The sequence below is a fragment of the Acinetobacter sp. YH12039 genome, assembly GCF_013420015.1.
GTDB lineage: Bacteria > Pseudomonadota > Gammaproteobacteria > Pseudomonadales > Moraxellaceae > Acinetobacter > Acinetobacter amyesii.
In genome coordinates, this window is the sequence record NZ_VOZA01000018.1 from 1 (window position 1) to 24,321 (window position 24,321).

General features: G+C 42.7%; 19 protein-coding genes and 1 pseudogene. 2 read left to right on the forward strand and 18 right to left on the reverse strand.

Annotation, left to right across the window (positions count from 1 at the left end; translation table 11 throughout):
* A pseudogene (locus tag FTT98_RS09255) lies at positions 1 to 286 on the reverse strand (ISNCY family transposase); the annotation flags it as partial.
* Positions 287 to 615: 329 nt separating this feature from the next.
* Between FTT98_RS09255 and FTT98_RS09260 the strand changes: the two are divergent.
* Together FTT98_RS09260 and FTT98_RS09265 are read left to right on the forward strand one after the other, a co-directional pair.
* A complete protein-coding gene (locus FTT98_RS09260) occupies positions 616 to 852 on the forward strand; it encodes a VF530 family DNA-binding protein (protein ID WP_180004441.1) in 237 nt (78 codons plus the stop codon).
* 128 nt (positions 853 to 980) lie between these two features.
* Complete coding sequence (locus tag FTT98_RS09265) at positions 981 to 1,679, forward strand: DUF1826 domain-containing protein (RefSeq protein ID WP_180004439.1); 699 nt, start codon at positions 981 to 983, stop codon at positions 1,677 to 1,679.
* A 114-nt stretch (positions 1,680 to 1,793) separates the two neighbouring features.
* Here FTT98_RS09265 and FTT98_RS09270 read toward each other — a convergent pair whose 3' ends face one another.
* The 17 genes from FTT98_RS09270 to nirB form a co-directional block, all read right to left on the reverse strand.
* Positions 1,794 to 4,949, reverse strand: coding sequence for an efflux RND transporter permease subunit (locus FTT98_RS09270; protein ID WP_180173889.1), 3,156 nt, complete (start codon positions 4,947 to 4,949; stop codon positions 1,794 to 1,796).
* The gene (locus tag FTT98_RS09275) at positions 4,939 to 6,165 is read right to left on the reverse strand and encodes an efflux RND transporter periplasmic adaptor subunit (protein ID WP_180173890.1); all 1,227 of its coding nucleotides are present in this window, start codon (positions 6,163 to 6,165) and stop codon (positions 4,939 to 4,941) included. The genes FTT98_RS09270 and FTT98_RS09275 overlap by 11 nt, the downstream gene beginning before the upstream one ends.
* A 13-nt stretch (positions 6,166 to 6,178) precedes the next feature.
* A complete protein-coding gene (locus FTT98_RS09280) occupies positions 6,179 to 7,501 on the reverse strand; it encodes a TolC family protein (RefSeq protein ID WP_180173891.1) in 1,323 nt (440 codons plus the stop codon).
* Between the two features lie 47 nt (positions 7,502 to 7,548).
* Positions 7,549 to 7,977 (reverse strand): cation efflux protein, CzcI-like, encoded by a 429-nt coding sequence (locus FTT98_RS09285; RefSeq protein WP_218945786.1) that lies wholly within the window; start codon positions 7,975 to 7,977, stop codon positions 7,549 to 7,551.
* Between the two features lie 198 nt (positions 7,978 to 8,175).
* Complete coding sequence (locus FTT98_RS09290; RefSeq protein WP_180173892.1) at positions 8,176 to 9,579, reverse strand: amino acid permease; 1,404 nt, start codon at positions 9,577 to 9,579, stop codon at positions 8,176 to 8,178.
* A 213-nt stretch (positions 9,580 to 9,792) separates the two neighbouring features.
* Positions 9,793 to 10,431 carry an ATP-binding cassette domain-containing protein gene (locus FTT98_RS09295; RefSeq protein ID WP_180173893.1) on the reverse strand — a complete coding sequence of 213 codons (639 nt, stop codon included), beginning with the start codon at positions 10,429 to 10,431 and terminating at the stop codon, positions 9,793 to 9,795.
* The gene (modB, locus tag FTT98_RS09300) at positions 10,418 to 11,116 is read right to left on the reverse strand and encodes a molybdate ABC transporter permease subunit (protein ID WP_180177305.1); all 699 of its coding nucleotides are present in this window, start codon (positions 11,114 to 11,116) and stop codon (positions 10,418 to 10,420) included. The genes FTT98_RS09295 and modB overlap by 14 nt, the downstream gene beginning before the upstream one ends.
* A gap of 3 nt (positions 11,117 to 11,119) precedes the next feature.
* Positions 11,120 to 11,881, reverse strand: coding sequence for a molybdate ABC transporter substrate-binding protein (gene modA, locus FTT98_RS09305; protein ID WP_180177306.1), 762 nt, complete (start codon positions 11,879 to 11,881; stop codon positions 11,120 to 11,122).
* A 9-nt stretch (positions 11,882 to 11,890) separates the two neighbouring features.
* Positions 11,891 to 13,141 carry a molybdopterin molybdotransferase MoeA gene (locus tag FTT98_RS09310; protein WP_180177307.1) on the reverse strand — a complete coding sequence of 417 codons (1,251 nt, stop codon included), beginning with the start codon at positions 13,139 to 13,141 and terminating at the stop codon, positions 11,891 to 11,893.
* Complete coding sequence (moaCB, locus tag FTT98_RS09315) at positions 13,138 to 14,061, reverse strand: bifunctional molybdenum cofactor biosynthesis protein MoaC/MoaB (protein ID WP_180054741.1); 924 nt, start codon at positions 14,059 to 14,061, stop codon at positions 13,138 to 13,140. Before moaCB ends, FTT98_RS09310 begins: the two co-directional genes overlap by 4 nt.
* Before the next feature lie 60 nt (positions 14,062 to 14,121).
* Entirely contained in the window at positions 14,122 to 14,685 is a 564-nt protein-coding gene (locus FTT98_RS09320; protein ID WP_180004420.1) for a molybdenum cofactor biosynthesis protein MoaE, read from the reverse strand.
* 2 nt (positions 14,686 to 14,687) lie between these two features.
* Positions 14,688 to 14,939 carry a MoaD/ThiS family protein gene (locus tag FTT98_RS09325; protein WP_180021849.1) on the reverse strand — a complete coding sequence of 84 codons (252 nt, stop codon included), beginning with the start codon at positions 14,937 to 14,939 and terminating at the stop codon, positions 14,688 to 14,690.
* 2 nt (positions 14,940 to 14,941) lie between these two features.
* On the reverse strand, positions 14,942 to 15,979 hold the full coding sequence (moaA, locus tag FTT98_RS09330) for a GTP 3',8-cyclase MoaA (protein WP_180177308.1): 1,038 nt from the start codon (positions 15,977 to 15,979) through the stop codon (positions 14,942 to 14,944).
* Positions 15,980 to 16,335: 356 nt separating this feature from the next.
* On the reverse strand, positions 16,336 to 16,959 hold the full coding sequence (locus FTT98_RS09335) for a molybdenum cofactor guanylyltransferase (protein ID WP_373685134.1): 624 nt from the start codon (positions 16,957 to 16,959) through the stop codon (positions 16,336 to 16,338).
* Positions 16,959 to 19,751, reverse strand: coding sequence for a nitrate reductase (locus FTT98_RS09340; protein ID WP_180177310.1), 2,793 nt, complete (start codon positions 19,749 to 19,751; stop codon positions 16,959 to 16,961). Before FTT98_RS09340 ends, FTT98_RS09335 begins: the two co-directional genes overlap by 1 nt.
* A 267-nt stretch (positions 19,752 to 20,018) precedes the next feature.
* Positions 20,019 to 21,629 carry a nitrite reductase small subunit NirD gene (nirD, locus tag FTT98_RS09345; RefSeq protein WP_180054751.1) on the reverse strand — a complete coding sequence of 537 codons (1,611 nt, stop codon included), beginning with the start codon at positions 21,627 to 21,629 and terminating at the stop codon, positions 20,019 to 20,021.
* Positions 21,630 to 21,742: 113 nt separating this feature from the next.
* Positions 21,743 to 24,289 carry a nitrite reductase large subunit NirB gene (nirB, locus tag FTT98_RS09350; RefSeq protein WP_218954610.1) on the reverse strand — a complete coding sequence of 849 codons (2,547 nt, stop codon included), beginning with the start codon at positions 24,287 to 24,289 and terminating at the stop codon, positions 21,743 to 21,745.
* Positions 24,290 to 24,321 lie beyond the last annotated feature (32 nt).

A 24,321-nucleotide genomic window follows, 5' to 3' on the forward strand; every position in this document is an offset into this window, starting at 1 on the left:
AGCCATCAATCTGGATCAGTTCACCGACGCAATCTCGGTTATAACGAGGCTGATACGGTCGTTTCAGACGCTTGGCGCGAGGAATCCATAAATTAGCTGCAATCATCCAAGAACGTAGTGTTTCCACCGAAATATCAAATCCATGAACAGTGGTGAGCTTTTCATGCGCTAAAGTGGGTCCAAAACCGTGGAATTGCTCAGCAACAAGATTGAGGCACTTGAGCCTGATTTCTTCAGGAAGCCTGGAGTTGCTGGTTTGGCCACGTGCAGCATGTGCTAATGCAGCTTCTAAAAGCGGACATTTTTACTTTGGAGAAACCGGACATTTCTACTTTGGGCTTACACCTTTTTGTTCGTATAATGTATATTATGTTAAATAGCATATCCAAGACTGTGGCCTACACAACGCATCCGTTGCCACAGCTCGACATCGTGAATCTGTAAAATTATCATTCACGATGCCGAGTACGCTAATGAACATAATATACGTTATGCCGAAATCAGAATCTTATCAATTGGCGAATCTGACGTTCCTGATGTTTAAATTCAAACCCTCTCATTTTTTCAACTCGCTCAGGTTATAATAATGGTCTCCCAAAATATGATTGATCTAATATGAGCACCTCCAATGACCCTTTACACGGCAAAAAACTTGCTGACATCTTGGATGAATTATTGGATTACTACGGTGGTTTTGAAAGCTTAAGCCGCAAAATTGAAATTAGATGTTTTTGCATAGATCCAAGCGTTAAATCATCACTACGATTCTTACGTACTACACCTTGGGCACGTGAAAAAGTAGAAAGCTTATATTTGTATGTCTTACGCCAAAAAGCCAAACAGAAAGCGTAACGATGAATGCCTATGCTCGAATAATTTTGTATAGCAGTTTATGGTTTAAGATAGAATAAAACTGCTTAATCCTTCTAGCACTTCCTTGTACGCAGTATCTTCGCCTCAGATTTAAATTGATCCCTATTATGAGCAATACTTTTTCCCAGCATCCTCAAATTGGTGTAGTCACTACATTTTCTGAATTGATTCATAGTCATTTCGAAGGTCAAATGAATGCGCTTTGCTGGCAACGCAGCATACAAGGCGACTTTAAAGAAATAGTCGAAAAACTCGAACTGATTGAAAATATAACCGAAATTTCTATAGATGATCTGATGAAGTTAACACTTTCATCGCAAGGCCATTTAGCCAGAGAAGTTATTTTAAATGATCTGCAACAATTAACAGAATTTGGTGCATCACCTTCGTTGAACTTGCTCAAATGTTATGAACGAGATGATGAATTCGATTTCATCTCAACCGATGTTTATTCCTTTCATGTCGATCGATCACCTATCGCTACCGATACCTTTTTATGTACATATTATGGTGCTTCCAGTGATATTGTGCCAAATGATCAAGTGACACAAAGAATCTTAATTCCTAAAATACGAGAACAACTTAAAGATTTGTACGATGGCCCTACCTCAGAATTTGATGATTTTTTAGCGGAATATTTTTTTGATTTACATTATCAGCTCAAAGAAAATGCTGTGCCTGTAAATCTAGGCAATGGTCATCTTTGGCGTTTAGCGGTGGATCATCCTACACAGCAAGTTTTGCCTTGTGTACACCGCGCACCTGTAGAAAATGTAGGTGAATATCGGCTTATACTGATTTGCTGATTTTAGCTGTGTTTAAATATTGATAAATCGTAAGTCCATACGATCCATTCTGTCTAATGAATGAACCGTATGGGTTAATGCAATATCGTTTTAATCAAAATTGCTTAGTCTAGATTATTGAGATCGAGCTGTATTAAGCCAGCGGTAAAGCACTGGCAATAGCACCAAGGTCAGCAAGGTGGAAGAAAGAATACCGCCGATCACAACCGTGGCTAAAGGCCGTTGCACTTCCGCACCTGTACCTGTTGCCAAAGCCATTGGTACAAAACCTAAAGAGGCAACACAGGCAGTCATGAGTACTGGGCGTAATCGAAGTACAGCGCCCTGCCATACGGCTTCATGCAATGGATACTTGTCCCCCAGTTCTTTAATGAAGGTCAGCATGACCAGGCCATTCAGCACAGCAACACCTGAGAGTGCAATAAATCCAATCCCTGCAGACATCGAAAGCGGAATATCTCTTAACCAAAGAAACAATACACCGCCCGTTAAGGCAAAGGGTACGCCAGTAAAGACCAGCAGACTTTCTTTCACATTATGAAATACTGCCATTAATAAAATAAAGATGGTCAGTAGTGCTAAAGGAATGACAATTTGCATTCTTGCTTTGGCAGATGCAAGGTTTTCAAATTGACCGCCATATTCAATCCAATAACCGCTTGGTAATACATATTGTTTCAGCTGAGTCTGCATATCCGCCACAAAAGAACCTAAATCACGGCCTTCAACATTGGCAGTCACTACAATACGGCGTTTACCATTTTCACGGCTGACTTGATTGATCCCATCTACATTAGACACTGTGGCAACATTTGAGAGTACAATACTGCCACCATTTGGCAACTTTAACGGTAGTTGTGAAATCGTGCTTACATTACGGTCTTGATCATTTAAACGAATAACAAAGTCAAAACGGCGATCACCTTCTAAAATCTCCCCTACACTTTGTCCACCGACACTGGCTGCCACAGTATCCTGTATAGATTTAACGCTTAAACCATATTGCGCAGCCAAAGCCTTATCTATTTCAATATTTAATAAAGGTAAACCTGAAGTTTGTTCAACTTTTACGGCGCTACTCCCCGCAACTTGCTGCATAATTTTGGCGATCTTAGTGGCCTCTGTATTGAGCACTTGCATATCATCGCCAAATATTTTGACGCCCACATCACTACGCACACCTGAGATCAGCTCATTAAAGCGCAGTTCAATAGGTTGGGAAAACTCACTGTTATTACCTGGAATCGTAGCCACATAAGCCACCATACGGCCACGCAGGTCATCCACACTTTCTTTAGGGTTCGGCCATTCATTTCGTGGTTTAAGCATAATATAACCATCGGAAATGTTCGGAGGCATTACATCGGTTGCCACTTCTGCTGTACCTGTACGAGCAAATACAGCGTGAATCTCTGGAAATTTTTTCAACAGCAGTTTTTCAGCGTTTTCCTGCATTCTTAATGATTCTTCTAAACCAGTGCTAGGTGAGCGCATCAGTTGAACTGCAAAATCACCTTCACTCAGCTGTGGTGCAAACTCACTGCCAATTTTAGTGCTTAAAAGCCCAGTAATGAGCAGTAAACACAGTGCAAAAGTCATCACCACAGCCTTGTAATGAAAAGCTGTATTTAATATTCGAAGATACTGCTTTTTCAGCCAAGTCATCCAACGGCTTTCTGTTTCTTTAATTTCACCTTTTACCCAAAGCGCTACAGCAGCAGGTACAAATGTAATAGACAGAATGATCGCCGCCACAAGTGCCAATACCACAGTTAATGCCATCGGATGGAACATTTTTGCTTCTACACCGCTTAAAGCAAAAATTGGCAAATACACCACTAAAATAATTAATTGTCCAAATATCAGCGGACGGCGTGCCTGACGTGCAGCCAAAAAGACTTCTTTAAAGCGTTCATTTTGCGTTAATGGGCGTTTCAACGTTTGCTGTGCATGGGCTAAATGTCGTATACAGTTTTCAACAATCACCACTGCACCATCAACAATAATCCCGAAATCCAATGCGCCTAAGCTCATTAGGTTCGCGCTGATATTCTTTTGTGCCATGCCGGTTAAGGTAAATAGCATTGAAAGTGGAATAACGCAGGCAGTAATTAAGGCGGCACGGATATTACCTAAAAAGATAAATAAAATGATGATGACTAGAATTGCGCCTTCAACCAAGTTCTTTTGAACGGTTTTAATAGCTTTCTCCACCAATGTGGTACGGTCATACACTGTTTCAATTTTTACCCCTTTGGGTAAGCTGGCTTGAATGTCTTTAATTTTGGCATCTACAGCTTTCGAGACAGTTCGGCTATTTTGTCCCATGGCCATCATGGCAATACCTAAAACCGTTTCTTCTCCGTTATAGGTTGCACCACCTGTGCGCAAATCATGCCCAATGGAGACTTGCGCAATATCACCCACCCGAATTGGACTGCCATTTGGGCTGTCAATCATGGTGTTTTCAATATCTGAAATGGTGTTTAAGGTTCCCGGCACTCGAACTGTTAACTGCTGACCATTTTCCTCAATAAATCCTGCACCACGGTTTTCATTATTTTCTGTAAGCGCTTGCTGTAATTGTTCTAATGACAGGTTCAGCTGTTGCATGCGGTTTAAATCAGGTGAAACCACGTAGGTTTTATTAAAACCACCAATACTGTTGACCTCGGCAACACCTTGTACACGCTGTAATTGCGGACGCACAATCCAGTCCTGAATTTCACGCAAATCCATCGCGCTATATGCCGTACCATCTGCTTTTTTTGCATTGGGTTCTGCTTTCAGCACCCATTGATAAATCTCGCCCAAACCTGTCGAAACTGGCGACATCGTCGGAGAAACCTGAGTAGGCAATGTCGACTGAACTTCTTGTACCCGCTCATTAATTTGCTGACGCGCCCAGTAAATATCCGTACCATCTTTAAAGACAATCGTGACTTGTGATAGTCCATAACGGGAAATAGAACGGGTCAGTTCCAAATCAGGAATACCTGCCATCGCATTTTCAATGGGATAGGTAATCCTCTGTTCAACTTCAAGCGCTGTAAAGCCATTGGCCTGCGTATTAATCTGCACTTGGGTATTGGTAATATCAGGGACAGCATCAATCGGCAGTTTTTGATAACTGTAAATCCCGACGGCAATCCATGTACAGACAAACAGCATCACCCAAATTGCATTTTGAATTGAAAACTGAATAATGCGTTCGAATAGACCTTCTGGCTTTGGTAAATTTGTGTTCGGATTCTCTGAATTAGTGTTCATGGCCAGCCTCGTCTTTTTCCAGTTCAGATTTCAGTAAAAAACTGCCTTGGGAAATATACTTTTGCCCAGCCTCAAGACCCGAAATCACTTCTAGCCATTGCCCATCACTGGATGCTTGTCCAAGTTTTAGCGCTTGCGCTTTTAAATGCACTTGGCCTTTTTGTTCAGATTCAACAATAAAAATACTGTCTTTACCCTCTATGCTTTGCACGGCGGACTTTTGCACCCTTAATGCATTCTTAGTGCCCGAATCTGCCAATAGCACATTGACCATCACATTTGGGCGAAGCTCAGCAGATTGTTGTTTTAATTTGGCGCGTACCACCAAGCGTCCGGTTTGTACATCTGCCTGTGATGTCAGGCTTTGTACCTCTGCGCTATAGAGCTGATCTGAACCATTGATTTTGAAAGAGACATTTTGACCCGTTTGTAATTGTGAGGAATATTGATGAGCTAAGTTAAATTCCAGCCACAAATCTTTGAACTGTTCGATGGTGAATAATTGGTCTGCCAATTGCACATTTTCACCCACCACAATATCTTTTTGACTAATCACTCCAGCGATTGGCGCACGAATAATAAATCGCCCATTTTGACCCCTATTCGCGCCCAAAGCTTGCAAGCGCGATTTTGCTGACTGTACGCTAATTTGAGCCTGACGATAGGCATTTTCAGCACGCTGATAATCTTGTTTGGCAGAAATTCCTTGAGACCAGAGCTTTTGCTCACGCTGATAATCTTGACGGGCTAAATCTAAATTGGCTTCTGCTATGCGAAAATTGGCTTGCTGATCAATCAACTCAGGTACAGAAAGTACAGCTAAAGTTTGCCCTTTTTGTACAGTTTGACCGAGTGCCACACTGACTTGTTCGACATGCCCACTGAAATTTGGAGAAATATGTGCCTGCTGATCAGTATTGACGGCTAATTTACCCGGCAATTGAATAATATTTTCGACCAGACCATTTTCTACAGTCGCAATTTTAATTCCTTGTTCCACCATTTGTTGAGTGGTGAGTTGCAGTTCACCTTCTTCCGCATGTTCTGCTTCAGTATCACTCTTTTTGGCTTCGCTATTTTCACCTTCCGACTCAGTTTTATCCGCATCGGATTTATTTGTACTTAACCAAATAGCAGTACACAGCATCAGCGTTAGGCCAACCAAAACTGCAATCATCAAAGGCTGTGAAATTTTTCCATCTTGTTTAATTTTCATGTGATTAACTGCCTTATTGTGCTGATGCGCTGTTGATGAGATTTTGGGATGCCTCAATGGCTTTTTTATTCAATTGGCTATAAGCATCTGAACGGCTGATTTCTTCATAACTGGTTCCAATACTTAAGGCTTCAGCACTGAGTGCGCTTTGCCAAGCCTGCGCCAAAATTTGCATTTGGCTAAGTCGAAGGTCTTGGAGTTGTTTTGTGGTTTGCTGTACGTCTGTAATAGCAAATTTACCTGCCTGAAAACCTTGCAAAGTTCGGTTTTGAACCTTTTCAGCCAAACCAATCTGATTGCCTGTGGCATCAAACTGCATACGCAGACCTTTAAGCTGGTGAATGCTATTGGCAATGTCCAAAACTTGCTGTTTTAACTCGCGCTGTTGCTGATGATTTAATAAAATTTGCTGTTTTTGCGCCATTGGAATGGCATATTGCTGGCGGTTAAAAATATTGAGCGGAATATCCACACCAAGTACCAAGGCCGTATCATTGGCGTCAGTTGGAGACTTGGTACGTGACATGCCCATATTTAGGGTTGGGTTTGGACGTGCCTGTACTTTTAAATGTTCAATTTGCTGATTTGCCTGCTGAACATTCAAGGCATACAATTTTTGTAGCCAACCTTCCGATAAATTACGCTCAACTAAACTTTGGCTCTGTTCAGGCCAAGGCGTAACGCTGTTATTCAACGCAATTTGCGACGTAGTTTCACCCCATAAATTAGAAAGCTGACGCACCACAGTTTGCTGTTTTAAAAGCGCCTGTTGGTATAGACGCTGTATTTCCAAAGCTTCAATTTGAGCACGCTCTACATCCACCAAAGCAATACTGCCTGCCTGATAGCGTTTTTGCGCGCTGTCCAAATTAGATTTACTGAGTTTGAGCTGTGTAGCGTAAATCGATTGCTCATTTTGAGCGATGGCTAGCTGTGACCATGCAAACTTCACAATCAACTGACTTTGCGCATTCCAAATTTGCTGTTGCAACTGTATTTGCTGTGCTGAGGTACTCGCGAGTGCTTGATTGATTTTACGCTGACCGAATACATCCAGTGGCTGGCTGATTGCGATACTGAGCTCTTGATCTTGATTTTTACCAAAACCATTTTGTTCAATCGATAGACTTGGGTTTTGCCATAGCTTGCTTTGACGCAGATTAAAATCAGAGATTTGCTGTTGTTGTTGCCAAATATCAGTTTGGGCTTGGTAGTTTTGTACTTTGGCAAATGCAGATTCAAAACTACTGACATTTTCCGCAAAAGTACTTTGTAAGGCCGTCGAAATACCGACAGCTAAGCCTAGACGTATAAACGCCATAAAATATAAAGACATGATTTTTCCCACTCATTTATTAAAAAAAGTGGCGGGAATGTTTTAGGCTACCCCGCCATTAGCGGGGCATAAACAGGAGGAGGTGTTTGCAGTAATAAATCAGGGGCTTGATAAAGATTCTTCCAAACAAATTTTGGCGAATATTCAAAGCTCTGATGTGCAATAAAAAGAATCGATTGTTGGTTTTGTACAATCAAATGCGTCATAGACGGTAAATGGTCTTGATGATCTTCACCGAGTTGCAGATCGTTAGCGGTATTTTTGACTGGTTTGCTACTGGATTCAGATGCTTGATGCAACGAATGCTGTGGATTGGTTTCACTGCTGACGCATAAGGTATTTTGATGATGACCAAAATGATAGCTTTGAACAACTTGAGTTTGCTCTTCATGCACACAGAAAGCGGCTGCCACGTTCCAAAGGCTTTGGAACATGAATAATCCAACTAAGACTGTTATCCATGTCGCAGAACGCATATTGCATCAATCAAGAAAATTTTAACGATTATAAAGCTTGGAGTCGGTCGAAGGTCAAGTGAATCTTTGAATTTGTCTTAAAAATGGATTGCCATAGAGATATAACGTAAGGCATTCGCTTTAATCCCCTGACACGGCACATGCTAAAGACAATCCATTGGTTCATGATTACGATTTTTATCGGCGAAACCTTTATTTTTAATTCAGTTCGGAATCATTCTTCAACTTAGCTTTTCTTGTCACAACTAAGCCGCAGAGAACCACCAATGTCGTAACACCTAAAGATAATGAAGTTTCATAACTGTAGGCTGGAGATAAAAACATATAGATCAGCACACTTAAGATCACCAAAATGACTGCCCATGTCAGCCATGGAAATAGCCACATTTTAAACGCAACCTCAGTTCCATTTTTTTCGATTTGTGTTCTCAATTTAAGCTGTGAAAATGCAATCACTAAATAAACCAATAAGGCAATTGAACCTGTTGTAGACAGTAAAAATCCAAATACTTGGCCTGGAAATAAATAGTTGACTGCGCAGCAAATTAAGCCCACTACAGACGATGCAAATACAGCAATAGCAGGTACACCAGAGGCATTAATAGATGTGACCCATTGAGGTGCTTCTTTACGTGTCCCCAATGAAAATAACATCCTTGAAGAACTATAAAGTGCGGCATTCATACAACTTGCAACTGCAATAAATACCACACTATCAATAATCAATTTGGATTGAGGGACATTTAAACTGACCAAGACATATTGGAAGGTGCCTAATTGTTGTAATTGCGGTGAACGCCAATCTACCAGTGCAACCGTTATAAAAATTGAAACCACAAAAAATAAGATGACCCGATACAACACTAAATTGGTTGCGCGTTTAATTTTTTGCTCAGGATCTTTTGATTCTGCTGCAGCGATCGATAGTATTTCTACACCAAAGAATGAAAATGCTGAAATCAATATTGCTGAAAGTACACCACCCAGGCCATTTGGCATAAATCCATCATTTTTGAACAGATTTTCTACACCACTTACATTAGGTGCTAAGGGCCAAAATCCAAATATTGCGGTGAGTCCAATGGCGATAAAAATCACAATAGCCAAGACTTTTATCAGAGAAAACCAAAATTCAAACTCACCAAAACTTCGAGTACTAAAAAAGTTGGCTAAACTGAGGAGAATAATAAAAATAGTTGCAAAGACAGCGCTGGATATTGATGGAAACCATGCATGCAAAATTTCTGCACCGGCAATTGCTTCAATAGGAATAACTAAAACCCAAAACCACCAATATAACCATCCGATAGTAAAGCCAGCCCATGGCCCTATGGCTTTTCTTGCATAGGTTGAAAATGAGCCTGTGTCAGGTTGAGCGACTGCCATCTCCCCCAACATTCGCATGACTAAAAAAACCAATATACTAGTAATTATATAAGCAAGAACGGCGGCAGGCCCTGCTTTTGCAATCGCAGCAGATGATCCAACAAACAGTCCAGCACCAATTACACCACCGATACTGATCATCGTGATATGCCGATTAGATAGCCCTGCACCCAGTTTTGCAGTTGAATTATGTGTGGCTAAGCTATCATCATGCATCGATTAGATTCCCTGTCTGCACGTTCAGTCGTACAAATCATTATTTCCAAGATCATTAGGAATAAAAAAGGGAAAACGCTGTGTTCTCCCTTGTTTTGTAACAATTTAATCTAGAAAATGAGTTTTTCATAGTTCTAATCAAAACTTTAAGATGCAGCTTAATGCCATTTTTTCATCTAATTTACTGTTATTACTTATATAATTTATATTTATTTAAAAACTTATTTGACCATTTTCTAGATGCAAAATATGGGCTTTTAAATAATCTAACTCATCACTATGATGCGTGACATATATCATCGGCAGCGCCGACTGTTCTTTCACCGTGTTTAAAAATGGCAATATTTGATCTTTCAGCCTGCGGTCAAGTCCTGTCAGCGGTTCATCTAACAGCAGCAGATCAGGCTGTGACAGCAATGCCCGGCCTATGGAAACACGCTGCGCCTCGCCTCCGGAAAGTTCATGTGCCCGCCGTTTGAGCAGCGGCTTTAACTCAAGCAAATCCACAACTTGATGAAATTGAAATTGCGCATTTTTCTTTGCGCTTAACTTATCTGCATATTGCAGATTTTGCTGCACATTCATATGCGGGAAAAGCCATGCTTTTTGAAAAATCAGCGCAATATGGCGTTTATGCATCGGCACGTTAATCTTCTGCGCCGTATCGAACACATCATGCTGATTCAGCGAAATATAACCTTGCTGCGGCTGCAGCAAACCAACCAAATTTTTCAGCAGCGTAGACTTGCCGCTGCCTGATGGCCCCATAATGCCCAGCAGCTGATCCTGCATCTGCAGCCGAGCCTGCAACTTAAAATCGGTGTATTGAAACTGAAAATCACACTGAAGCATGGCCGGCTCCGAGTTTTCGCTGATAGTGCTGTAAAATATAATAATTGGCAATCAATGCGCCAAAAGCCGCCAGCAGTGAAAGGATCACTAAACGCATTGCGGATTCTTCGCCATTGGGCTGCTGTATCAGCGAATAAATGGCGATAGGAATGGTTCGGGTTTCATCAGGAATATTGCCGACAAAGGTAATGGTTGCGCCAAACTCACCTAGACTTCGGCTAAAGCCTAAAATGCTGCCAATTAAAATCCCTGGTAAAGCCAGCGGCAGGCTGATTGAGACAAATACCCGTAAAGGATGTGCGCCTAGTGAGCCTGCAACCTGCTCAAGCTGTTGATTGATCATTTGAAAAGACAAACGGATCGGCTGCACAATCAGCGGAAATGACACAATCATCGATGCTAAAACGGCGCCTTTCCAATTAAAAACCAGCTGAATTCCCCATTCAATTAGCATCTTGCCGATCCAGCCATTTGAACCAAACAGCACCAATAGCAAATATCCTAGAACCACCGGCGGCAGCACCATTGGCATTTGTAAAAGTGCTTCGACCAAAAATTTTAAATGAAACTCATAGCGCGCCAAAACCCATGCCAGCCCTATAGCAAATGGTAAGCAAAATACAGTGGCGCAAATGGCAACCTTAGCCGACAGATACAAGGCGCTCCACTCTTCAGGGCTTAGCATGCTTTAGCCCTTCACACCAAAGCCATAATACTTAAACAGCATTTTGCTTTGCGCATGGTCTTTAAGATAACGGTAAAACTTCACGGCCTCAGGTTTAGCTGCGCCTTGATGTGTTAAAGCCAATGGATAAATGATCGGTTGATGAGTATGATTTGGAAAAATCCCAGCTATTTTAACTTTAGAACTGATCAGCGCATCGGTACGGTAAACAATCCCCGCTTGGCACTCACCGCGTTCAACAAAAGCCAAAGCCGATCGTACATCATCTGTCCCGACAATCCTTCCATTCAAACTTGATAGCCAGCCCAACTTGGTTAGGCTTTGTTTGGCATATTTTCCAGCAGGTACAGACTCCATTTGCCCTGTACATAAGTGACCTTTGAATGCCTTGGCAAAATTAAACTGCGGCACGGCTTTAAATTGCATATTCACCGCTTTAGGCGTAATCAGCACCAAATCATTGCTTAGCATGTTGAATACTTGCTTTGCAGGTATTTTCTGTTTTTGCACCAAATAATTCATCCAGTCCACATCTGCTGAAAAATACAAATCACTTGGCGCACCGGCTTCAATCTGTTTGGCTAAAGCAGATGACGCGCCAAATACCGGTACAATTTTGATGTCTGGATTCTGTGCCTGATATTGCTTTGCAATATCGCTGATAGCATTGCTTAAACTGGCTGCAGCATAAATTTTGACTGTTTCCGCCTGAGATGCGCCAGCAATGAAGCTCACTCCTAGTGCTAAAATAAATTTGAATCGCATAGCAAACTCCTAATGCTGAATAAATACGCCTTGAAGAATTTGTCCTGCTTGCACAGACTGCCCTGCAGGAATCCGAACAATGCAATTAGCTTGCATTAAATTGCTCAACATATGCGACTGCTGTTTAGACAGGCTGGTTAGTTGAAGCTTGCCTTGCTTATCAAAGTGCGCCGACATTCTTAAAAACCGCTCACGTGCATCTGCTTTTAGGTCATGTGTCATGACTGCGCTGAACCAGTCCAGCGCAGGTGTTTGACCTTGTAGGGCTTTCAATAATCTATCTGTATAAATTTGCATGCCGACATAGACTGCAGCGGGGTTGCCCGGCAGTCCGAGTAAATAACAGGAACTGCTGTCAGGACGTCGATATTGTGCAAACAGCATCGGTTTGCCGGGTTTTTGTTTCACTTTCCAGAAAATTTGCTGAAAGCCGATGTCCAAGGCTGCCGGCCGAACAAAATCATAATCACCGACAGATACGCCGCCAGTCGTTAAAATTAAATCAAAGCTGTCTTTTAAGCGGTTGAATAAATCTAAAACCGCTTGTTTTTTATCTGCAATATGAATCACTTCAACTTGGACGTGCTGCGACTGAAACCATACTAAAATCAGCGGCGCATTGGCATCAAATATTTTACCTGCACGATAATCTTCTATATTTTGTGCAACTTCATCACCTGTAATGACCACCGCAACTTTAGGGTAAGCGTAGACCTCACAATGAGAAATACCTGCCATACTCAGTGCTGCAATTGCGCCCACAGAAAGTTTTTGGCCTTTTCTTGCCAATATTTGACCCTCTGAGAATTCCTCACCTGCATCACGAATATCCGCATGCTTATTTAAAACTGAAGTCAATTCAATTTGCTGTGCATCCGCTTTCACAATTTCTTGCCGTGCTACTGTAGTCGTGCCTTCAGGAATCGGCGCGCCAGTAAATATACGGACAGCTTGGCCTGCTTTTAAAATAGTTTCAGCCGTTTGCCCTGCGCGGATTTCTCCAATGAGCTCAAATTGCGTACCTGCTTTAATTTCACCCGCCGCGCAAATGGCATAGCCGTCTACAGCGCTTTGAGCAAATAAGGGCAGCTGAATTTGTGAATGCACATCTGCCGCCAAATAACGGCCTAAAGCGTGTTGAAGTTCCAAAGTTTCATGCGCCAAACTTTGCGTATGTGTCTGAATCAGCGCAAGAGCCTCGTCAACTGAAATCAGTCCAGCCTCAGCACCGCAGCCTGTATGCAATACAGCTTGGTTCATTGATAGCCTCCTGCATGCGGAATATTCTTCTGCACATCAAATAGATGTACCAAGGCAGGTAAAATGGCAATAAGTGATTCTTTTGCGCCTTGTCTGCTGCCCGGCAATGTAATGACAAGGCTGTTATCTATATAGCCCGCAACACCACGGCTAAGCGCAGCATAAGGCGTGCGTTTTTGACCAAAACTGCGTGAAGCCTCCATCAAACCCGGAATTTCACGTTTTAACAGCGGCTGTATCGTTTCTACAGTTAAATCTTTTGGCCCTAAACCCGTACCGCCAACCGTCAATATCAGCGGGTATTGATTTTTTTGCTGCTCAATCAAGGCAAGCAGTTGTTCAGGACTGTCTGGTATCACTTGATAGCTGATATTGCTGAAGTTTGCTTCTTCCAATATTTCGAGGACATTTTGCCCAGCGGTATCCGGTTTTTTACCAGCTGCAACTGTATCTGAAAGCACAATAATTGATGCCGATAAGCTTTCTTTAAGCACACGAGTAAAATGTGATTTACCGCCTTTTTTCTTTTGCAGTTTTACCTGATCTAGGCACAAATTCTCTGGTTCACAGTGCGGTTTAAGCATGTCATACAGCGTTAAACCCGCAAGGCTGACAGCAGTTAAAGCTTCCATTTCCACACCCGTTGGGCCAATGGTTTCAACCACTGCGCTAATTTCAACATGCGCCTCAAACAATTCATATTCAACATCTGCACGGTAGATTGGCAGCGGATGACAGAGCGGAATCAGTTCATCGGTACGTTTAGCCCCTAAAATACCCGCAATACGTGCAGTTTTCAGCGCATCGCCTTTTTCTGTATTGCCATTACGCAGCAGTTCAATGCAATGTGGCGGTGCATGCAGTATTCCAGTTGCAATGGCTGTACGGTAACTTTCCGCTTTCATGCCCACATTTTTCATTGCTTTATCCTTATTTTGTTCATTTTCAGCTGTAATATTGAAAATATTGAATTTTGGGTTTTATAAATGCCATTGGTAAATATTGGCGTTCAAATGCATGGTCTGGCTATTTTGATGTGAATGTTCGCATGACTCGCTATGAACATGAGCATGCTTCGTTTCGTGATCTGCCACTTCAGGCGCGTGATCCTTACGAATACAGCAGCCCTCTACATATTGACTGCTGCCATCCATATAAAACTCTTCTTTCCAAACAGGCACTTCATGCTTTACACGTTCAACCGCTTCTTCGCAGGCTGCAAAAGCTTCACGGCGGTGCGGTGCATAAGCCATAGCAATAATTGCAGTATCACCAATATCTAAACTGCCAATACGATGCACAACCCGTACATATGACACGTCGTATTTGGCTTGAATTTCCTGTTCAATTTGTCGGATCATTTTCTCAGCCACAGGCGCATAAGCTGTATATTTCAGGGCTTTTACCGCTTTGCCTTCATGGTGATTACGAACCGCGCCAATAAATACACCTATACCGCCGCATTCAGGAAATGCCTCAATGCTGTCAAAATCAGCTTGGCTGAATACTGTATCTTGTATGCGTGAAATATGCTTGAGCTCCATATTCAGCCTCCCGCTACAGGTGACAGCAGCACAACGGTGCTGTCCTGCACCAATGCGGTTTGTCTTGGTACAATATCTTCCCCAATGGCACAGGCGCAGCGTTCAAGCATGCTGAATGACTCCGGAAATTGATCTGTAACTTGCTGTAAAACCTCTGCAATTGATTGCTGTGCCAAGCAAGTCAGACTTAAATTCGCTGGCAGCAGGCGTTCAATAGCGCCAAAAGATTCTATTTTGATGGTGATCTGACTCATCATTAGCCTCCAATCATATGCATGCTGATTTTTCTAGATGGACTGGATTGAGCTGTTATGGCATGAAAGCCTTGCTCCTTCTGCCAAATATAACTGCCAAGTTTGTTTTGCATGTTCAACGTATCCAGCGGATTTTCATTTTCAGCCAGTGTGCTTTTAAGTGAGCGTATGTCCTTGCTCAGGTCTAAGCCTTTTTTTGCAAATAAACAGTTAAAAAACTCGCCTTGCGCATTCAGTCTTAGACGGTCGCAGCTGCCGCAAAAAGAATTGCTGATGGTTGAAATAATACCTATAGGAAAGCCGTTGATTAAGTAAGATCTGGCTGGTGACGCACCTTGACCGTGCAATGTTTGCACGTCAAAAACAGTCTTGAGTTTATCCAGTATGTCTTGTTCGGTAACGACCGCAGCTTTAGACCAGTTTTGATCACCATCCAGCGGCATAAACTCGATAAACCGCAGTTCGAAACCTTGTTGCAGCGCCCATTTTGTTAATGCAATGATTTGCTGATCATTCAGACCTCTAATCAAAACTGTATTAATCTTAATGTCAAAGCCCGCTTGCTTAGCCGCTTCAATCCCTTCTAATACTGGCTGTAATTGTTTTTGCGTCAGCTGAAAAAATTGCGCTTCATCCAAACTGTCTAAACTGATATTTATGCCATCTAAGCCAGCTTGTTTTAGGGCCTGTGCATATTGTTTCAGATAATGTCCATTGGTGGTCATGGATATACGTTTAAGGCCTAGCTTTCTTAGCTGTTGCAGCTGTTCAATAAAATGCACAACGCCTTGACGCATGAGCGGTTCGCCGCCCGTGATCCGGATCTGATCAATCCCGCGCAGCACCATAAATTCACAAAAATTGTAAAGGGATTCAAAACTGAGAAGATTGTGCTTTTTCATCCATTCAGGATGTTCAGGCATGCAATAGACACATTTAAAATTACAGCGGTCTGTCACTGAAATGCGCAACTTGCGTTTTTCACGGCCAAACTGATCCTTAAAAATGGTCACTGGCTGTAATTGTGTCATGCTGTTCATGTTTATCTTCCATGGCGCTGTCATTTGCCCTGTCTTAGCTCAGTACAAATTTTGCGCCCTCTTTTCTTGCAGTAAAAATTGCAATAAGTGTTCCAACTTTGCGCTTTTTTGAATATTTTTTAAGATGCTTTTGTTTTAATATTTTAATCAATAATATCAATTATTTATGCCTATTTAATCAAGAATATTAAACACAAATTGACGTTAAGATGCTGATATATATAACATAATCAAGCTGCTTTATTGCTGATGAGCGCGGTTAAAGTCTATCAATGGGACGCCATGCATCTTCATTGGCTCAAAACTGCACTTGAACATCATCCATTCACATAAAAGCGCATAGCAAATTAAAACTTTTAGAGGAAATTCAGCTGACGGTGCTGCTGCAGCTCATCCAAAGAATTAATACTGTGAAAAAAGAGTGCATGGTTCTGAAAACGTGCGACTTGCATGTGCATTTTGGCAAAACAGCCTTTTAAACTGCGCTGTTTTTGATCAAGATGCACCTGCAGCATTGTGAGACTGCTTCGTTTCAGCAAACAAAATGGATACAGCGCTTTGCCATTAATTTCCACTACAGCTACTTCACACAAGGGATCCCGCTGCATGGCCTGATGCAATCTCGAAAGCACTTTCTTCGGGATATAGGTCACATCGCACGGGACAAACAAAACATAATCAGACTCAACATGTGACCACGCGCTTTTCATCCCCATCAATGGCCCTAAAAATCCGGCTTCATCATCTTGATAAAAGCGGATCGAGGGAATGAGCCGTTTATAAATCGAATGATCGCGATGGCTGTTGATCCAGACATTTTCAGCCCGTGATTTCAACTGCTGATGGATCTTAATCAGCTGAATTTCATTATCAAATTTTTGCAGCACTTTATTCATGCCGTTCATTCTGCGGGCCTGACCGCCCGCCAAAATAACCAAGTCTGTTTCTGGATAGCTTACTGATTTGGTGATTTTTTTCATCATTCTGCATACTCCGTCTGACAGGCTTTAATTAAGCCTCTAATTTCTGATAGGCACGAACCGCAATTGCCGCCGGCTTTTAAACATGCTGTGACTTGTTTTTCATGGCTAATATTCTTTTCTTTAATGGTTTCGATAATGGTATTTTTGCCAACTTTGAAACAGCTGCACACCAGCGGACCTGCACTGTTGGTCATGTTCATCGGCTGACCTGCCAGAAGCGCTTTGCGGTGCATTGCGCTGAGCCGTTCACGCTTAAACATGCCAGCAATCCAATCACGGTCTGGCAGCATAGAGCGTTGCGCAATATATAGACTGGCAATTAAATGCCCATCTTGCAGCACCACGGTATGACTCAAATCGGCAGTTTGATCTTCCAAATTCAGCCATTCAAAGCTTTCATCGGTAAATGGCAGTAATGTTTTCAGCTGCTGAACCGTGTTTCTAAATTTTTTACGATCGGCCAACTCAAAACGCGTCGCTTTCGCTGTTTTAATTTTGGTCCACCACACCGTGTTTTGAATGGTGTTTTGCACCATTTGCTCAAAGCCGTCACGTACATACAGTACACCTTGCCACTGTGTATAAAACGGCTGTACAAATACAGGTGTATGTTTAAATTCAGGCTCACCAGATAGTGCATCGACCACAGGATTCACCACTTTGCCAATACGCGCATCCGATGCGACTTGGTCATTCCAATGAATTGGCGCAAAAATTTGACCGCGTCGAATTTTACTGCTGACCTGTGCACGTAAAATACATAAGCCCCAGTTAGATTTCACCTCAATCAGTTCACCATCTTTAACACCAAACTTCAGTGCATCTTGCGGGTGTATTTCACAAAATGGTTCGGCGATATGTGTACTCAAGTTTGCAGATAAACCCGTACGGCTCATGGTGTGCCATTGATCACGGATACGGCCAGTATTTAAAACCAGCGGATATTCGCCGCAAATCTTGTTCAAAGGGTCAATAGCGGTTGTTGCTACAAACTTAGCTTTGGCATCGGCATGGCTGAATTGGCCTTGGGCAAACAAACGGCTAACAGCATCAGCGCTCTGATCTAACTGCCAAACTGGCCATTGCACGGGCTTTAATTCAGCATAATCTTGTGCAGATAACTTACTTAAACCCTGCAAATTAAAGTAGCGAAAAGACTCAGTGGTATCACGTTGATCTAAAGGCGCATTTTGATAAGCAGATAATTTTGCATGTTCAATAAATATGTCATAGCTGCTGCTGTAGTCAAAACCGCTATAACCCATCTTTTTCGCAACTTGTGCAATAGACCACCAGTCTGCTCTGGCTTCACCCGGCGCATCTAAAAAAGCAGTTTGACGTGAAATACGGCGTTCAGAATTGGTAACGGTTCCGTCTTTTTCACCCCAGCCCAATGCAGGTAAAAGCACATCTGCATATATTGCTGTGTCTGTGTCTTTGCAAATATCCGACACCACTACAAACTCGCATTGCTCTAAGGCACGTTTGACTTGATCTGCATCTGGCAAGCTAACTACAGGATTAGTAGCCATAATCCAGATGACTTTTATTTTGCCGCTTTCAACCGCCTGAAACAGATCAACCGCTTTTAATCCCGCTTTATTGGCAATAAATGGACTTTGCCAAAACGCTTGTACTAATGCCTGATGCGCTGTGTTATCGACATCTAAGTGCGCAGCCAGCATATTGGCTAAGCCGCCAACCTCGCGGCCACCCATTGCATTGGGCTGACCTGTCATAGAAAAAGGCGCTGCACCTAATTTTCCGATTTTGCCAGTCAGCAAATGGCAGTTAATAATACTGTTGGCTTTGTCTACACCACGCGAAGACTGATTAACCCCCATCGAAAATAGCGACATAACTTTGTCAGTTTGCGCAAATTTTTCAAAAAATAGCTGTAATTTTTCTAAAGAAATACCTGTACGCTCAGCAACTGCTGTCATAGAAGCTTCTGTTTTACTTTGCTCCAGCGCTTGCGCCAAACCTTGAGTATGTTTGGTGATAAAATCTACATCACTATGATTATTTTGTACTAAATACTGCAGCAAACCATTGAACAGTGCGACATCTTGCCCCGGTAAAATTGGCAAATGCAAATCTGCAGCCTCACAGGTACTGGTAAAGCGCGGATCAATGACCACTACGAACAAATCACGTTCTTCTTTGGCTTTCATAATGCGCTGATACAGCACGGGATGGCACCATGCTGTATTGGATCCGACCAGCACCACCATATCTGTATGCTCAAAGTCTTCATAGCTTGCTGGTACAAGGTCTTCACCAAATGCACGCTTATGTGCCGCCACAGCCGATGACATGCAAAGCCGTGAATTGGTGTCAATATTTGCAGTACCTAAATAGCCTTTGACAAATTTGTTAACGGCATAGTAATCCTCCGTCAGCAGTTGGCCCGACACATAAAAAGCGATGCTTTCACGTCCGTAAAGATCTATACATTGCTGAAATTTTTCGGCAATCAGTGCTGTTGCTGTGTTCCAATCTGTAGCCTGACGAGTATGAAATGGTGATGTTTGACGCCCAAGCATCGGCTGTAAGACACGTGTTTCTAATCCAATCGTATCGGCTAAGTTACTGCCTTTAATGCACAGCTTGCCATAGTTTGATGGATGGTTCGTATCGCCAGTCACACTGACTTTTTGCCCTAAAGCAGTCTGTTCAACTGTTGCGCTCACGCCGCAGCCGACACCACAATATGGACAGGTGGTTTGCGTTGTTTTAATTTTATTTTCTGTGGAGCTATGCAGTTCCACGATCGGGATGCTATTCACTTCTGCCGGCTCCTTTTTCCAAACTCAATTAATTGAGTGTTACGACCAATTTCAAAAGATGACTAAATTATTTAAATTTAAGTTAAAACTAACTATCGTGTGGTGGCATGGATGCCACCGTTGGGCGGGGTATAGGATGTACCCTTCGCCCAACAAAGGATTTTTGTCACTTTTGATCCTTCAAAAGTGAGGCAACACCTACGCAAATACAAATTTCTTAAAAATGAAATTGCGCGGTCGTGACTATATTCTTTGATTAATAATGAATCACCCTGCTTTCTTTAATGCAAAATCCTTACCAAACAGCAATTTGTTTCGGATGCTTGAAATTGGAGTTTGATCTGAAATCAATTCTGCATACCATGCACCGTCTTCAGTATCGCCAAACAGCACAGCGCCAATCACTCTATCTTTTTGAATAATAATGCGTTTATAAATCTGACGCTTTTCATCATTCAAAATAATATCTTCAAAATCTTCTAACGGTTCAAAATTGCCTGCAGAAAAAACATCACAGCCGCTGACTTTTAACTGTGTCGGAACCGTAGGCGCTTTAAAGGTTAAGCTGCCATGTTCGGCCAAATGCGATGCACAAATGAATGCCTGTCCCCAAAGCGGTTCAACTAAACCGAAAGTTTGGCTGCGGTGTTCAATACATTCACCCACCGCATAAATACTCGGATCAAACGTTTGCATGGTGTCATTCACCATGACACCGCGGCCGCAGCGCAGTCCTGCACTTTGAGCAAGCTCAATATTCGGACGAATACCCACCGCAAAAACCACAAGATCTGCATCTAAAACAGTACCGTCCTGCAAACGCAGCTGCTTGACATGGCCATCTTCACCCATCAACTCTTGGGTATTGGCTGCAGTCATGATTTTTATACCTTTTTGTTCAATCGCATGATTGAGCATTAAGCTGGCTTTTTCATCCAGCTGGCGGTCCATAATGCGGTCCATCAAATGCAGCACTGTGACATTCATGCCACGCTGTTTCAGGCCGTACGCAGCCTCCAGGCCAAGTAAACCGCCGCCAATCACCACTGCATTTTGCTTAGATTTACAGTAATCCAGCATGCGGTTTACATCATAAATATCACGGAAGCTGAGAACACCTTTTAAGTCAGTTCCCGGTATAGGCGGAATAAATGGCTTAGAACCTGTCGCTAAAATCAGACGGTCATAATCGATGACCAAGCCTTTTTCTGTGTATACCTGCTTGCGCGGACGGTCTATGCGTACCGCCGCATCACCTGCTACAAAACGGATATTTTTGTCTTTATACCAAGCATGTGAATGCAGCATGATATCTTCAATGGTTTTATCACCTGAAAGCACAGGTGAAAGCATAATGCGGTTGTAATTGCCCCAAGGCTCTTCGCCTATGACTGTAATTTCATAACGCTCTGGCGCCATATCCAGCAGATCTTCTAAGCAGCGCATACCCGCTAAGCCATTGCCGACCAAAACTAGTTTCATCAGTTCAGACGATGGCGCGTTATTGGTAATATAGGTTTTTTGAGCAGTTGGACTAATCAGCACACGGCCATTTTCAATTTTGCTTGGAAAAACCAAGAGTTTTTGGTCTTTATCTTCTAAGCAGCGTCCAGTAGCAAGGCTGAAATGCTGTTTATAAATGGGTGATGCAATAACACGTTCACCCTGCAAGTCACCAATAATACCGCGGGACATAACATAGGCTTGGCTAAATGGGTCTTGATTGCTGAGCGCATAAACCCGCTTTTCTTCACCGACACGGAATATCGCAATTTGCTGATTTTCAATCAGTGCGCCCACACCTGTATTTGGCGTAATATCATCTAATGCACAAACATCAAACCAGTCTAAATCATTCATTTCTTTTAAAATTGTCATATTCTTGATCCTTTTTAAACTTCTTTTAGATCACTATCTTTTCATTTTCGCCTTAGCGAGAAACCGAATAAGGATGTAAATCAAATAAAAGAAGTTTTAAATTCGTTATTCTCTTAAGCTTCAACCACTGGAATGCGTGTCGTATCGCGTTCAGCTTCTGTTTTGGGTCTGATTTGACCGCGAACGGATGCAAACTGAATATGCGGATCATTTTGCTGTTCTGCTTTTGCATTCACGAAAGTCACAAAGCGTTTACGTACTTCAGGATCTTCTACAGCAGTACGCCATTCATCTTGATATGTACCCACAACATGGCTCATACGGCGTTCAAGTTCAGCAGCTACGCCAAGCGAATCATTCACAACGACATCTTTCAGGTAATCTAAACCGCCTTCCATGTTGTCGCGCCATACAGAAGTACGCTGCAAACGGTCTGCTGTTTGAATGTAGAACATAAAGAAACGGTCAATGTATTTGATCAATGTTTGCGTATCTAAGTCTGATGCCAAAAGCTCTGCGTGACGCGGCTTCATACCGCCGTTGCCGCATACATAAAGGTTCCAGCCTTTTTCAGTCGCAATCACGCCAACATCTTTACTTTGCGCTTCAGCACATTCACGGGTACAGCCTGATACTGCCATTTTCAATTTATGCGGTGAACGCAGGCCTTTGTAGCGGTTTTCTAGGAAAATCGCCAAACCCACAGAGTCGTCTACGCCATAGCGGCACCAAGTACTGCCGACACATGATTTCACTGTACGCAATGATTTACCGTATGCATGACCAGACTCAAAACCTGCAGCAATCAATTTTTCCCAAATTTCAGGCAACTGATGCACTTGTGCACCAAACATATCGACACGCTGACCACCTGTCAGTTTGGTATATAGACCATATTCTTTCGCAATTTGACCTACGGCAATTAATCCATCCGGAGTAACTTCACCGCCTGCCATACGTGGCACGACTGAATAAGAGCCGTCTTTTTGTATGTTGCCTAGGTAGTAGTCATTACTGTCTTGCAAGCCTGCATGGCTTGGTTTAAGTACAAAGTCATTCCAGCATGACGCTAGGATATTGGCTGCCGTCGGTTTACAGATGTCACAGCCTAAACCATGGCCAAGCTGTTGAATCAGGTCATCAAAGGTTTTGATTTCGTTCACACGTACCAAGTGATAGAGCTCTTGGCGTGAATAAGCAAAGTGTTCACATAAATGGTTATTTACAGTGACACCTTGACGCTGAAGCTCAGATTTGAGGACTTGAGTGACTAATGGTGCACAGCCGCCGCAAGCTGTTGCAGCTTTGGTGCATTTTTTCAATGCGCCTAAAGAAGTCGATCCGTCAGCAATGGCTGAACAAATGTCTGCTTTAGAGACGTTGTTACATGAACAAATCGTTGCGCTGTCTGGCAACAGATCGACACCGCTTCCGCCCGATTTACCTGCAGATTGTGCATAGCCAGGCATGATTAGGCTTTCTGGGCTTTCTGGAACTTCTAAGCCATTCAGCATCATTTGCAGCAGGTCATTGTATTCTTTAGCACAGCCCACCAATACTGCACCTAGCAGCTTAGTTTTCTCTGCATTCACGACAATTTTTTTATAAACCTGAGCTGCTTCATCTGCATAGAAATAGCTTAAAGAATTTGGTGTCATTGCATGCGCATCGCCTACAGATGCAACATCAACTCCCATCAGTTTCAGCTTGGTGCTCATATCTGCACCAGCGAAAAGCGTGCAGTTTTGTTCCATCACATGCTTTGCTGCAATACGCGCCATGTCATAGCCCGGCGCAACCAGGCCATAAATTTTATTTTGCCAAAGCGCACATTCACCAATGGCATAAATGTCAGGGTTTGAAGTTTGGCAATAGTCATTAATCGCAATTCCGCCACGCTCACCAATGGCTAAACCGCTTTGGCGCGCTAATTCATCGCGTGGGCGGATACCTGCAGAGAATAAGATGATGTCGGTTTCCAGTTCAGAACCATCACCAAACTTCATTACATGCTTCGTATTTGCACCGTCTTCAATGCAAGATGTTGCTTTTTGCGTATGGACTTTAACACCTAGATTTTCAATTTTTGAGCGTAAAACTTTACCGCCTAGATCATCAATCTGAACTGCCATTAAGCGTGGTGCAAATTCAACAACATGGGTTTCTAAGTTTAAATCACGCAGCGCTTTTGCTGCTTCCAGACCCAATAAACCGCCGCCGATCACCACACCTGTTTTAGCATTCAAGCTTGCGGCACGGATGGCATCCAAATCTTCAATGGTACGGTACACAAAGCAGTTTTCACGTTCATTGCCTGGAATTGGTGGCACAAAAGCGTATGAACCTGTTGCGAGCACTAGCTTGTCAAAAGAAAGAATATCACCGTGATTGGTTGTGACCGTTTTATTGCGCTGATCAATTTCAACCGCTTTGGTGCTAAGGCGTAAATCTATACCGTATGCATCGGCAAAGTCGCTGCGGCACAGGGTTAAATCTTTAGCCGATTTACCGCTGAAATATTCAGTTAAATGCACACGGTCATAGGCTAAACGCGGCTCTTCAGCCAAAATGGTTAATTCAACATCATCACCTGCGTGTTCCAGTACAGATTCGATAAATTTATGGCCAACCATGCCATGTCCAATCATGATGATTTTCATATTCTTTCTCCGCAAGATTTTTTTTGTTTGCC